Raw genomic sequence first — 14491 nt, forward strand, 5'->3', positions numbered from 1 at the left:
ATGGCCATATCTTCCGAACTCATGTACGCCATTCTCGCCATGGATTCCTATAATCGAGGGTACAATCCAGGCATTTTACTCAGCGGCAGCAATATTGGCACAGCAACAATAGGAAGTGACGAACTACTTCCGGCGGGCTCTCAAGAAGCCGGCTTCTACGCGGTGGCATATAAGTGGAATGGTGAAACCGTCATTTCATATCGAGGCACGGATGAAGTGTTGGAACTCCCTCTTGTTGATTACCCTATTGCAGCCAATGATGATTTTGATGAAGCCGAGGTTCATCTCGCGTCCCAGTTCTATCAGGCAGTGGCGGCGACTGTGTCCCCCTCCACCATCTCCTTCACCGGACATTCGTTGGGCGGCGCATTGGCGGGGATGATGGGTTCTATCTACGGTCACTTCAGTTTGGCGGTCGATCCTATCGATTTTTTTCCGGCCGTTCAAAACTTTAAAGCGCTCCTGGATCGATATCTATTGGTCAAAGATACGTCTGAGGCCAGCTCCGATATGATTACCCTTCCCAACATGGGCACGTTCAACACGGTGTCTTTTGCTGAGGCACAATTGAATGCCATGGGAATTCCGCTGACCAATCTTCCGGACGTAAGTGAGCAGCTTCAAAATTTCATAGGCGTTCATTTGGCTGGATCGGTGGCTGAACTGTCGAGATCCGCCGCAACGCCCTCCACGCCGATTCTGGATGGATTGTTGCCCAATATCGGGATTACGGTAGGCATTTTTGATGCCCATAGCGCCTCATTAAATGTAATCGTGCAGTACGTAAGAGACCAGTGGGTGTTGAGCGGCGCTGATCCTGACCAACTGGCGTTCAGCTCCATTATTGATCCCCTCTTTGATGGATTGTTTGATAACACGATTGGAGACGCCGCACATGTGGTACCAAATGGAGAGGAGGATGATTCTGGCGATGTCATGCGAGATGCCATTGGCTATTCGGCGTTGGATGAGGGAACCCTGGTCTTTGGCAACACGGGTATTCGCGCACTCTTGGATGACGCCAATGGGTTGGGGAAATTGGTCACAGAAGGAAATGCTCCGGTCAGTCTACCCAATGCTATAACAGGGTTGTCCCAGGCGATTGTTCAGTTTGCCGGGCAGATGGCCTGGCAGAAGGTAGAGTATTCGCAACACGGGGACAAGAATCCAGAGAAAGGGTTCTTAACCAAATATGAAAGCGATCGGTTACTGATGGCGGACCTGACTAAGGACCTCTGGAATCTTGGTGAAGCGAGCGCGAACGAGCCGGTTGAGGTGATTGGCATCCAGTCCATACTCTATCCCTTTTTTACCTATGACCCGGGGGCGGGGGTGTTGTTGGCCAGCATGCAGCGACTGTACGGGAATGCCGAGACAAACGATTCTTCCGTCATCAATCGGATTGATTTTGCTCTCGGGACAGGAGCGCTAGATGTAGAGCTGAGTGAGCCGGAGGCGAATGCAGAAACCTCCCATGCAAACACCACCAGTTTGTTCGTCGGATTGGGAACCGATGATCGGGTGAAAGGCAACAAAGATAATAATATGCTGTTAGGTCGTGATGGCAACGATCGTCTTTATGGACGGGAGGGGAAAGATATTTTGCTGGGAGGCGAAGGTGACGACACCCTCTTTGGCGGCAGCGGCAACGATGTGTTGCATGGTGGGGAAAATATGACGATCTTTCCCGCGGACGGCACCGACACGGCGGATTATTCGGAAGGAGATAGAGGGGCACCGACCCCGGGTGGGATCACCGTGCGCTTGGATTTAGGTTCTGGGGCGGCGATTGAGGGCAAGCATCCCGTGTGGGTGGAGAATGACGGGTATGGAAACATCGATTATTTATATTCTATTGAAAAGATTGTGGGCACCGCAGTTGGCGATACGGTGATCGTCAATGGGGGCAATAGCGTCCTGCAGGCCTCCAGTTATGCGCTGTCCACGGGCAAATTGGAGATTGATGGCGGGGCCGGGGAAGACACCTTAGATTTTACGGCGTTTTCGGGGACTCTACAGATTCCTCGCTTGAGCAATGGGGCAGGGCAGGCAGGCAATGTGTCGTTTACCAATTTTGAAATTGTGAAAGATACGGACAGCACCGGGCAGGTCGGAGAAGGGGCCAGTGGAGACAAGAGTTCATTTTTCGAGAGTGCCTATGCCTATATTACCGGGTTGCATACCATTTACGGCAACGGGGGTGATGATGGATTAGTGGTCGGGCCAAATGGAAAAAAAATCGATGGGGGAGCGGGCAACGATGTAGTGGTGGCCATCGGAGCGTCCAACGCGACGTTAGATGGTGGATCGGATGATGACTTCATTATTTCCCTGGGCGGGCAAGGCAATCAACTCTTTGGTGGTGAGGGCAATGATCGCCTATTTTCGAACACCACGGGAGCACAGATGACGGGTGGGAATGGTGCTGATACCTTTTATTTTTCCCGCAACACGCGCATCGAAGATGCCAAAGGGGAGGATCGGATCTCGGCCTTTGGCGCCTTTGATCTGCATGGCGGCTTTCGCTACTCGGACTCGGAAAATCCCTGGGCGTATGGCGCGTCTTTTTTTCGCTATGGCATGAATGGCGACGGCGAACTGGTTATCGAAAACGTGATAGGCAACTTGTTTAGCTGGGGAGCGACCTATGTAGCCAATGCCGAGGTGAGTCCCTTTGTGGCTCACAGTGAGCGATCCGCCGGCATTATGGTCTTCGAATATGAGGCGGAAGCCATTCTTCTGATCAATAACGATACCGGCAAGGGGCTCTATGAATTTTACGAGCTGGTGTTCGGATATATGTTCAAGGCGTTGTTAGGGACCTCCTATTTTGCCGGGGTGGACCCGTTGGTATTGGATTTAGATGGAGATGGACTGGAGCTGACGGCCCGGACAAACCTCTCCCCGGTGTTCGATTTGGATGGCGACGGCTTTGCCGAACAAACCGGTTGGGTGCGCCCGGATGATGGGCTCCTGGTCTATGACCTGAATGGCAATGGACAGATTGATGATATTGGAGAATTGTTCGGCTCTCCGACCACCTCCGGATTTGCCGAACTGGCTGCTCACGATGCCAATGCCGATGGGGTGATCGATGCCAAAGACGCGATCTTTTCCAGTCTGCGCGTCTGGCAGGATCTGGATCAGGATGCGGAAGTGGATGCGGGCGAACTCTCCACCCTCAGCGACCTGGGCATTGCTTCGCTCTCTTTGGCCGCCACACCCAGCGGGGTGGAGAATACCACCAACCTGGTGGCTGAAACGGGCAGCTTTTCACGGGTTGATGGAACCACAGGGCAAATGGCCGATGTGAAGTTTCGTCTGAACAATTATGACTCGGTGTGGCTGGGGGATACGACCGTTGATCCGTCGGTGGCGCACCTTCCCAATCTGAAAGGGCACGGGACTCTCGTTGACCTGCAGGTGGCCATGACTCTGGATGCCACCGGGGCCCTGCAGTCCACCTTGGAAACGGTATTACCGACGCTCAACATCGTGGATCTTGCCACACTCCGTGAACGGGCCATGCCGGTCCTGGAAGCATGGGCGGATGTGCAGGTCGATGTGAATATGCCAGTGCCGCCGGTTAAACCCGATGTCCATGCCTTTGTGAATCGGACCGTTGAGGGTACCGACATCGTGGATTTTGCTGTTCAGAGCCTGTCCGGGGACTGGTATTTGGCTAGTGGAAAGGTCGTTCGCGATGAGAATGGTGTGGCCATTCCCGAACCGACCCTTGGCGATATTCTGGCATTCTTTCCCGGCGAGGAGGGCGGATGGGAAATCATTCAAGGCAAGCAGATCGCATTCTTGGAACGGTTTATGGGGGAAGAGATTCCTATAAATCAGGTCGAACCCGGCAACCAGGCAGCCATTTCCGCGTTTGAAGGTATTTTGGATCTCCTGGTATCGCGTCTGGATGCCTTGGCCGTGCGATTGGCGGCCCAGGGACCTCTTCAATCCTATTTTGCATCGGTGGAATATGACGTGGAAGCCGATGCCCTTCAAGCCACGACCAACCGGGATTTGGTGCCCATGTTCGAGGCGGTGTTCGCCGGGGCGCCTGGCTCCGCGCAGGGAGACCAGGATTGGCTTTCGGCATGGAATGAAATTTTCGACGTGGTGTTTGAAAATTTTCAACGGTTCGGCGGCACCCATTTGCAAAACACCCAGTCCTTTCTCTTCACCAATATCGTCGCGGCCTACGAAAATGTCGGGTTGACGGTCGATGTGAAAACCGCTGCGATTTCTCTCGGCGTGCCTGAAGAGTTGCTCTTTGTGGGGAATGGAGAAGTGGTCGGAAATTCGGGAACCAATATTTTCTACTTAGAAACCGGAGGTCAGGTGCTCAAAGGGGAGGCCGGACATGATATCTATGTGGTCGGCCGGAATTTCGGGCATGACGTGATTGATGACTATGAAGCTCCTCTCACGGAAAATTCCGAAGATGTTCTTCGATTTGCTCATTACAATCCCGAGGATTTGACGTTTACCCGCGACGGCATCGACCTCGTGATCACCGTGAATAATACAACGAATGAACTCCGGATCCTGGAGCAGTTTATCGGGGAGAAACCGCATCTGTTTGGCGGCAATGTGAATCCTGACCGCGGCATTAACGAGATTGTGTTTGCGGACGGGACGGTGTGGCGGTCCTTTGATATTGCTGAAGCGGTCTCGCGACCATTAGCCGCCGATCAAACGATAACGGGGACCTGGGAAGCGGATGTTCTCGATGGGGGTGGCGGCAACGATGTCTTATCGGGTGGGGACGGCGGCGATGTGTATTTCTTTAATCGAGGGTATGGTCACGATCTCGTCATTGATGAGTTGACCTATGTGTTGGTGGATGATCCGGACTTTTTGGTATTCGGCCAAGGGGTCACCCGGGATGATGTGTCGTTTTCCCGCGTGGGCGATTCGACGGACATTGTGGTGACGATTGATGACACGGGTGAGACGATCACCATGCAGGAATTCGCCGAAGCCACCTATACCGGTCCCTTCGGCACGCAGTGGTTTAACCGCATTGAACATGTGGTATTTGCCGATGGTACGTTCCTTCAGTGGTATGAAATATTGGAACAGGTAGTGGCCCGGCAAGCGACGACCGGGGACGATACGATCTATGGATTTTCCTATGAAGATGTGTTGGATGGTGGTGCGGGAAATGATTTTCTTTCCGGCGGGAATGAAAATGATACCTACGTGTTCAACGTGGGCTATGGGCATGACACGATTCACGAAAATATGACGCGAATCAATTCCGGTCAGACCGACACGGTGAGGTTTGGGTCAGGTGTCCAATTGAATGAGGTGACGTTTGGCCGAACCGGAAATAGCGATGATTTGGTCATTGGTGTCTCCCCGACCGACACCCTCACCATTGAGCAACAATTTACGGCAACCTATACCGGGCCCTTTGGCACTCAATGGATGGAGCGCATCGAACGCTTCGAGTTTCAGGTGGACGGGCAACTGGTCACGCTGACCGCCGACGATGTGATTCTCAAGGTGTTGGAACAAGCAAGTACGGAGGGTGATGACATCATATATGGGTTTGATCGGGAAGATGTACTGGATGGAGGCGCAGGTAACGATTTCCTCTCCGGAGGAAATGAAAGCGATACGTATCGTTTTGGCCTTGGTTACGCACAGGATACGGTTGAGGACGCGCACGACAATATTCTGAGCGGGGACAATGATCGGATCGAATTTATCGGAGCACTTACCCCCGATGATATAACTCTGGTGCGTTCGGGTGTTGATCTGGAGGTGCACTTAGCGGATGCCTCCGTCCTGACTCTTGCAAAGATGTTCGATGAACATCCCGTTATCAATCTGAATTTCAACCGTATCGAAGAATTTTATTTTGAAGGACCGGATATCCTGCTCACGAATGAAGACATTATGCTGCGGTTGATTGATGAGGCTCAGACCAGCGGAGATGATGTGGTCTTAGGATTTAAATGGGATGATCGGCTGGACGGTGGGACCGGAAATGACCGCCTGGAAGGGCAGTTGGGCAGCGATACCTATGTGTTTGGGCGGGGCTACGGTCACGATGTGGTGTACGACATTGGAGGCAACCTTGATGTGGTGGAGTTCGCAGCGGATCTCGCGCCTTCCCATGTTCGTGTCGAGCGGGGGGCTGGCGTGAGCGATGTACGATTGATCATTAATGACACGGGCGACACCCTCACCCTTGAGCAACAAAATACCTACTTTACCCTGGGGCAACCGCCATACCAAATTGAAGAGGTTCGTTTCGCTGACGCGACGGTGTGGACCGCCAATCAATTACGGGCCAAGGTGCTGGAGGGAGAACGCACGAATGGTGATGACACCATCTATGGGTTTTTCACGGCGGATATCCTGGATGGCGGTGCGGGGAATGACCGTCTGGAGGGAGGAGTCGGTGGAGATACCTATCTGTTTGATCGAGGCTCGGGGAATGATGTGGTTTTGGATGATAACACCAATATTTTTTCGACTGATCCTGACACCATTCAATTCGGAGGAACACTTAACCCTAATGATTTGCTGGTCACCCGCGTGGGGAATGATCTCCGTCTCGAAATCCAGGATACGGGGGAGTCTCTCACGGTTAAAGATCAGTTTTATTCTTCCTACCGTCTTATTGAACGGTTTGTCTTTTCCGATGGTCAGGTGGTGACAGCCCAAACGATGGAACAAATAGCGGAAACGGGTTCCGGACAGAGCCCAATTATAATGGGAACCAATGGGGATGACACGTTAGTAGGAACGGCCGATGCTGATATCTTCGATGCCCAGGTTGGGAATGATGTGCTCCAGGGTCTTGGAGGAAGTGATACCTATCGTTTTGGCGTCGGATATGGGAGCGACACCATCCAGGACGTAGGCCTGTCAGGGGACCAGGATCGTATAGAGTTGGTAGACCTACTTCCTATTGACGTTCGGTTGGAACGTGAAGGAAATGATCTCAGGATTGTGTTGTTAGCAGGTTCCGATACCCTCAAAGTCGTGAATCATTTTTCTTCACAAGGAACCGGGATTGAACAACTCGAATTTACAAATGGAGAAGTTTGGGATCGAACCCAAATACAACAAAACTCCGTATATCCGGGCACCAGTGGGTCGGATAATCTCGTCGGAACAGCCGAGGCGGATGTCTTTCTCTCAAGTGCCGGGGACGATATCGTGGATGGGAAAGAAGGCGGTGATACATATTATTACGTCAGCGGTCATGGCCAAGATCAATTTTTGGATACGGGAGTGCAGGGCGGAGTGATAGACACATTGTACTTAAGCGATTTGCTCCGTACCCAAGTATCGTTTGCCCGGACAGCCGAGGATGTTCTGATAACCGACAACGCCACCCAACAGGTCATACGCCTGACGGGACAGTTTACTTCATCTGAGAAAGGTCTGGAACGCCTCGTATTTGCGGACGGGGAAGAATGGAATCGTCAGGCGATGCAAACCAACATCACGGTGTTTGTGGGAGCGATCATTGGCACCTCGGCCAATAATACTCTGAATGGGACTTCGAGCAACGATGTTCTTATCGGGCGCGAAGGCAACGATCTGCTCTATGGCCTGGATGGCTCGGATATGTACGTGTTTACGCGAGGGGACGGGCAGGACACGATCGACGACAATGGGTTAGCGGATACTGATGTGCTCCGGTTGTATGGGTATACGCCGGGGGAGGTGCTATTGGGCCGGTCGGGCGCCACGGCGACGGTGGTCCTGACCTTTGTGGGGACGGCGGACAAAATTACGTTAGTCAATGAAGTGAATAGTCTGCAGGATACGATTGAACAGATTCAATTTGACGATGGGAGTAGTGGTGGGCGGCCTGGGCAACGATCTGCTCTATGGCCTGGATGGGTCCGACACGTATGTGTTCACGCGAGGGGACGGGCAGGATACGATCGACGACAATGGGTTAGCGGATACTGATGTGCTCCAGTTGCATGGGTATACGCCCGATGAAGTCAGTTTAGGAGGGAATGGCATAGCTGGAACTCTTGTGCTCAATTTTGAAGGAACCTCTGACCAGATTACCCTCGTGAATGAAATCAACAGTTTGTTTGACACCATTGAACAAATTGTATTTGACGACGGCACGGTCTGGACGGAGGTAGGTCTTCGGACCCGGGTGATTACCGGAACTGCCAATGGAGAGACCTTGACCGGCACCGCCAATTCGGATTTGCTGACCGGATTGGGAGGGGCTGATGTGTTGACCGGTGGAGCCGGCAATGACACGTTTGTCTTTCGGGGATTGGCAGTGGGCCATGACACCATCACGGATTTCAGCGGTGGAGCCGGCTTAGAGGATCGGATTGAAATTGATACCTTTGATTCCTTTGATGAGATTTTGACCGCGCTCTCACAAAATGGGACGGATGCCGTGATCACCATCGATGCCAATAATTCGATCACCCTTGCAAATGTTGTGATGACCGATCTTCATCAGGATGATTTTCGGTTTGTCTAATTGCACACGATGAATTCCTCCCTTTTGAAAGGGCCTGGGCCAGCATCTCCGGTGGCCGAGGCCCTGTCTCTCCGCACGACGACTTTTCTGTCGGTAGGTCTCATCAGCTTGGTCATTAATATGCTGATGTTGACTGGTCCGCTCTTCATGCTTCAAATTTATGATCGTGTGCTGACGAGCCGAAGTGTGCCCACTCTCTTGGTGCTGTCGGGTTTGGTGGCAGGCTTGTATCTTTTTTTTGGTCTGCTTGAAGGAATCCGGGCTCGGAGTCTTGCCCGGGTCGCAGCGTGGGTGGATTCGCGTCTATCTTCACAAAGCTTAGAAGCCAATATTGCTCTCTCTCTGCGGTTGGGTGATCACTTTCGAGATCGGGATTCCGTAAGGGATTTAGATGCGGTTCGGCAGTTCTTATCCGGACCGGGGCCTGCTGCGATTTTTGATATTCCGTGGATGCCGGTCTATTTGGGTCTGATCTTTATCTTTCATGTGTATCTGGGCTGGTTGGCCCTGGCAGGAGCTTTGGTCATTTCGCTGCTCATTGGCCTGAATGAAGTCCTTTCCCGGCAGCCAGCGCGGGAGGTGTCCATTTTTGTAGCCCGCCGAAATGCTATTGTGAATGCGACACGCCGTAATGCCGAGGTGCTAACCGCCATGGGGATGATAGAAGCGTTTACCCGTCGATGGAATTTACAGAATTCGGACTATCTGAAGGTACAGGAGCAGGCTATTGACCGGGCCACGTATTTTTCCACCACTATTAAGTCCTTTCGATTTCTTTTGCAGTCTGGGGTACTTGGTCTAGGAGCTTGGCTGGCCATCCAACAAGAAATCTCCCCTGGAGTGATGATCGCCGCTTCTATCATTACTTCCAGAGCTCTGGCCCCTGTGGAACAAGCGGTGGCTCATTGGAGAGGGTTTGTAGCCGCTCGCCAAGGAGGGAAGGCCTTGTCAGATGCGCTACGGATTCCACTGCATCATCCACTTATCATGCAGTTACCCGCCCCTAGGCGGTCGTTAGATGTGCAACAAGTAGCAATTGCGGCTCCCACTGAACGGTCCCTGTTGGTGCAGGGCGTAAATTTTCACCTGGAGGCAGGGGATGGGCTAGGTATTATTGGACCATCGGGATCGGGGAAAACCAGCCTTATTCGCACGTTGGTTGGTGTCTGGCCTCCCATCAAAGGAGCGGTGCGGTTAGACGGGGCTGAATTGAATCAGTGGGATCGAGGTATGTTGGGAAAGGCTATAGGTTATTTGCCTCAAGATGTCGAGTTATTTGATGGCACAGTAGCAGAAAATATTTCACGGTTTGATCCGAGTCCTGCATCCGAAGATATTCTGATTGCAGCGAGAGCGTCTAATCTCCACGATATCCTGACAGCTTTGCCCAAAGGGTATGACACCATAATTGGGGAAGGTGGCAACCGGCTTTCGGCAGGATTACGCCAACGGATTGCATTAGCTCGTGCCTTGTATGGAAGCCCATTTCTCATTGTCCTCGATGAGCCTAATTCCAATTTGGATGCGGAAGGTGATGTCGCACTTCGAGAAGCCATTCGCAGCATGCGCGTTCGGGGAAGCATCGTGATTGTCGTCGCGCATCGTCCAAGCGCTATTGAGCCGGTTGATCAGCTTTTGTATCTGCGAGAGGGAAAGCAGGTGGCCTTTGGGAAGAAGGCCGATGTGTTGTCCAAGGTCCTGAGCCCCTCGAATGATTCTGTCGCCTTGCATGCGGGGGCATTGTGACCGACATGGACCGGCAAATTGTCACTAGTCTTAACCGGCATATAGCCGTTGGATTGCTGCTGATCCTGATTTTGGTTGGAGGTGTTGGCGGTTGGGCGGCGGTTGAGGAAATCAGCGGGGCGGTTATTGCACCTGGCATAATAGTGGTGGAAACCAAGGCCAAGCGGGTTCAGCATCAAGAAGGAGGTATTATCAAAGAGATTCGAGTTCAGGCGGGTGATTTAGTCAAAGCTGGCGATTTGGTTGTTAAGTTGGATGATACCGTGGTTCAGGCTAATCTTTCCATGATTATGAGTGAACTGGGTGAACTGGAGGCCCAAGAGGTGCGATTGATTGCAGAACGGGATGGTCATGCTCAGATGCACTATTCATCTGAGTTGATGGACAGGGGTAAGCAGGAGCCTGCCATTGCCGGTAGCCTCTCGGATCAACGAGCCTTACGCGAGGCGCGGGGGTCGGCCCTTCAGGGGCGAAAAGCCCAACTTAATGAACAAATTGCTCAACTTGAAGATCATATTCGAGGATTGGCTGTTCAACGGTCGGCCAAAACAGAAAGTATTCAGCTTATCAATGAGCGGTTGGAAGCATTGGAGCCTCTTCTCCTTAAAGGGTTGGTCCTGGCGACCGAAGTTACGATACTCAAACGCGATCGAGCGGAACTGGTTGGTGATCGTGGTGGCTTGGTGTCCCAAATCGCCCAAGCCCATGAAACGATTAGTGAACGTCGCCTACACATTATTCAGATAGAGGACGAGTTTCGTTCCGCTGTCCTGGAGGATTTGCAAGTGGTGCGCGCGAGAATTGCCCAACTTCATGAAGAACAAATTGCGGCTTTGGACAAATTGCGGCGTGTGGAAATCCGAGCGCCACGGACAGGGTATATTCACCAATTGAATGTGCATACAGTGGGTGGTGTGGTTGGTGCAGGTGAAACTCTCATGCTCATTGTACCTCGAGAAGATGTGCTCATCGTGGAAGCGCAGCTTCAACCCACAGATGTGGATCAAGTTCAGGCGGGGCAGGCCGCCATTATTCGTTTGCCGGGGTTTAATCAGCGGACCACACCCGAATTGACGGCACACGTCACAACGATTTCTGCCGATTTGACTCGCGATGAAGTTACGGGGACCAATTACTATCTGGCTCAGCTGCTAATCGGTGACAGGGAACTTACCAAACTGGAAGATAAGAAGCTTGTGCCCGGGATGCCGATAGAGGCGTTTATTCAAACCGGAGAACGGACCATACTTTCATATCTCGTCAAACCAATGACGGATCATATTGCCCATGCGTTTAAAGAATGAATGAGTAGGGTTATTAGATTTGGTGAGTGTCGCCTTGCCCTGCTCTGGGAGAGCCTTCATCAGAACCAAAATTTGTCTTTTGGAAGAGGGCTGAATCTTAGAGGTATCTGGCGGAAGAGTATTTGTTGGTCGTCGATTGATGGATGTCAAATTTCGTGACCCAGTCTACGGCATTACAGAGTTCTTGAAAATCCAGGGGCTTTTCAAAGACGCGATTGACTCCGTTTTTAAATGCGCGAAGACGGACGATGTGGGATAATTCGGCAGTGATGAGAAAAATGGAGAGAATTTCCTGAGAATATGTATGATTGACTTGTTCAATGAAGTCAAGTCCATCCATCTGTGGCATATTGTTGTCGGTAATGATGATGGAGACCGACTCTTTCTGCAAAATTTCTAGCCCTTCTACACCATTTCCTGCTTCTGAACACACATACCCCCGAAGCTCTAAAAATTCTTTCAGGCAGGTTCGATGATGTCGATCATCGTCAACTAACAGGATTCGGTCTTTGATGGGTACCTTGGGAGGGCCGGATTTTGATAAATGCTGATACACGCCTAAAATTTTCATGATGCGTTACAATTATTGGTGTCGAAATGATTTCTCTCAAAAGGTGGCGGAGGGACTTTTGAGAAGGTGGCTGATGAGGAGACCAGACTTCGGGTGCGGTCGAAATCGTAGTTCCCCTGAAACCAGTCCCTCCGCCGAGGCTCATAAAATGGCGCTCAATTCCAGTGTGGCCATGTTTCAACTTTTATGATACGGACATCCAAACCACGTCGGGCTCCATATCGTTGAGCTAGTTAATGAAACGGCAATTAATTACTCGCCCCCAAAAAATGGTGAGTTTGGAATATTTAAGGGAATTAAATGCAAGGGATGTTCCAGGTGAAATTTTTAATAATAGTTTAGCAATTTCATATGTTTATGAATTGCCTTGGTATAAGATTTGTTAAAAATCATGCAGGTGAAACCCTACAGGACGCAGTCGACTTCCTTCAGAAGTAACGGAACATACGGGTGAGAACTGGTCATGGACTTTATGATTGTTTGATTAATCCATCAATTAATAATATTCATCAAACGTCTCACTGAAGGGAAGCCTGTGATAGCATGCTGGAGCTCGGGAAAAGCTCATTTCGAACGCCAGAAATAGAGGGGTTCTCGAACTCCTCATATTTGCGAAAAGGGAAAAAATAAGAGAAATAATCAACAGTCCCGGAAATGGCTGATTAAGGAAACGAAAAGTGTGTGGTGAGCATGAAACAAAAAGCCCGGTTCTTATATTAGGATTGACCGGGCTCAAAATAATTTCCAATTTGGGCTGACGGTCTTGGGAACCTCATTATGAACTGAAGCGTATGAGTTGAGTCCTGTTTCGATGTTGCCCTGAGGAATCGGCTCGCTCTTCGGGAAATCATTTTTGGTGGCCATCTTGGGGAACTTTAAAGCCCATAAAAAATGCTCGGGTCTTACGGTCTCATGTTGCCAAATAGTTGGTGAATGCCATTCTCTGAAAAATCCTGACGGAGTGGACTGGGAATTTTCCATAGATGTTCTGGATAAACAAACAACAGGATTCATAGTTGGGGAAGCCACCAAGCTATCGTGATGCAACCTAATTAAATATTCGATCGGGCAAGGCTTGATCCATTGAGAGTGAAAAGATCAGGAAAAAAGGTTGTTTTATGAAGGGATTTCATGTAGCTTTGCTCGCAAGATCCTTGACCTGGATCCTACCAAAAGACATTCTTAAATGAGGAGCCTGAAGTAGCGGTCAGGAATGCCACATTCGAGTTCTTGACACAATTCGAAGGGACTGCATACAGTTTTGAAATAAGATTATCAGGAGGAAAGACAGAATCCTTGTTAGAGTAATTCTTGAAGGGCATGGGGGATCAAATTGGACGGGATGTCGCCGAGGCATCCGTCAGTCAAGAAAGGGAAATGGTGGAGGTAAAAACATGATCGAAGTATTGTCTTTTTCGAATGTCAGGAGAGTAGGGAAATTTGGCTTATTGGGTGGATGCCTGATTGCGATAATGGCGGGGTGTAGTTCCAAACTACAAACGACGGTTGTCAGTGTGACTGAACCTCCTGCCAAGTCCGAAGAAGTGGCAAAGGTTGAACCTGTGACGCCACCTGTTGAGGCGGTCGTTCAGCCACCCGTGCAGGCTGAAACTTTCATTGGGATTCCGCCTATGGACATTCCTGTTGAAGAGCCTGCCCGCCCGGTTATTCCTCCCTCGGCTCCCGCTGATATATTTGCCACTCCTCGAACGACAGTCGCCGAACCTGCTGCCTCTTCGCCTTTAGAAGCTCCCCTGGTAGCTGAACCCGTCATTCCTCCGTCTCCTATCATACCATCCGCACCAGGCCAGGCTTCTCCTCAAGAATCATCACAAGATTTGGGGATACCGCCGATTGCATTTGAACCGGAAATGCCGGCACGACCGTTAATTCGGGAAGACGCGGCTCCGGCGGAACAAATGATCGCCCGGGTGGAACCCGAGGCGGACAAATCGGCTCAGCAAACCCCAGCGCTGCCTGAAGGGATTGAAAAGAAGACGGAAGCTCTGCTCAAATCCCTGGGAGATATTTATTTTGATTATGACCGATTTTCTATTCGGGCGGATGCGATCTCCGTTCTGCGAGAAAATGCCCAAGCACTGGCTTCCGGCTTAGCGAATAACAAGATTGTGATCGAGGGACATTGTGATCAGCGTGGCACGGAAAGTTATAATATGGTGCTTGGTGAGCGACGAGCCAATGCGGTGAGAGAATATTTAGTGGATTTGGGCGTCCCCAGTGAAAATCTGCAGGTTGTGAGTTATGGAAAAGAGAAGCCGTTCTGCACCGATCAGAATGAAGAGTGCTGGCAGGAAAACCGACGTGGTCATTTTGTCGTACAGTAAGAGTTTATAAGTCAATTTGGCTAGAGGCATGTCTTGG

At 50.9% G+C, this 14491-nt stretch carries 6 protein-coding genes; 5 read left to right on the forward strand and 1 reads right to left on the reverse strand.

The window, feature by feature from the left end:
• From PQG83_RS20460 to PQG83_RS20475, 4 genes are read left to right on the forward strand one after another with little or no spacing between them, the layout of a single operon-like run.
• Entirely contained in the window at nucleotides 1–7947 is a 7947-nt protein-coding gene (locus PQG83_RS20460) for an SPM autocatalytic domain-containing protein (protein ID WP_312745096.1), read from the forward strand.
• A complete protein-coding gene (locus PQG83_RS20465; protein WP_312745098.1) occupies nucleotides 7835–8488 on the forward strand; it encodes a calcium-binding protein in 654 nt (217 codons plus the stop codon). Before PQG83_RS20460 ends, PQG83_RS20465 begins: the two co-directional genes overlap by 113 nt.
• 9 nt (nucleotides 8489–8497) lie before the next feature.
• Nucleotides 8498–10234 carry a type I secretion system permease/ATPase gene (locus PQG83_RS20470; protein ID WP_312745100.1) on the forward strand — a complete coding sequence of 579 codons (1737 nt, stop codon included), beginning with the start codon at nucleotides 8498–8500 and terminating at the stop codon, nucleotides 10232–10234.
• 5 nt (nucleotides 10235–10239) lie between these two features.
• Nucleotides 10240–11538: an HlyD family type I secretion periplasmic adaptor subunit gene (locus PQG83_RS20475; protein ID WP_312745102.1), complete on the forward strand. Its 1299-nt coding sequence runs from the start codon at nucleotides 10240–10242 to the stop codon at nucleotides 11536–11538.
• Nucleotides 11539–11635: 97 nt separating this feature from the next.
• Here PQG83_RS20475 and PQG83_RS20480 read toward each other — a convergent pair whose 3' ends face one another.
• Nucleotides 11636–12109 (reverse strand): response regulator, encoded by a 474-nt coding sequence (locus tag PQG83_RS20480; protein WP_312745105.1) that lies wholly within the window; start codon nucleotides 12107–12109, stop codon nucleotides 11636–11638.
• A gap of 1394 nt (nucleotides 12110–13503) precedes the next feature.
• Here PQG83_RS20480 and PQG83_RS20485 point away from each other — a divergent pair.
• Nucleotides 13504–14454 carry an OmpA family protein gene (locus PQG83_RS20485; RefSeq protein WP_312745108.1) on the forward strand — a complete coding sequence of 317 codons (951 nt, stop codon included), beginning with the start codon at nucleotides 13504–13506 and terminating at the stop codon, nucleotides 14452–14454.
• Nucleotides 14455–14491: the final 37 nt, after the last annotated feature.

Origin of the sequence: Candidatus Nitrospira neomarina (assembly GCF_032051675.1) — a bacterium.
Taxonomy (GTDB): domain Bacteria; phylum Nitrospirota; class Nitrospiria; order Nitrospirales; family UBA8639; genus Nitrospira_E; species Nitrospira_E neomarina.

Excerpts from the sequence above, each read along its gene's own strand:
- PQG83_RS20475 (WP_312745102.1), top strand. The coding sequence starts at position 10,240 with ATGGACCGGCAAATTGTCACTAGTCTTAACCGGCATATAGCCGTTGGA.
- PQG83_RS20480 (WP_312745105.1), bottom strand. The coding sequence starts at position 12,109 with ATGAAAATTTTAGGCGTGTATCAGCATTTATCAAAATCCGGCCCTCCC.
- PQG83_RS20460 (WP_312745096.1), top strand. The coding sequence starts at position 1 with ATGGCCATATCTTCCGAACTCATGTACGCCATTCTCGCCATGGATTCC.
- PQG83_RS20485 (WP_312745108.1), top strand. The coding sequence starts at position 13,504 with ATGATCGAAGTATTGTCTTTTTCGAATGTCAGGAGAGTAGGGAAATTT.
- PQG83_RS20470 (WP_312745100.1), top strand. The coding sequence starts at position 8,498 with ATGAATTCCTCCCTTTTGAAAGGGCCTGGGCCAGCATCTCCGGTGGCC.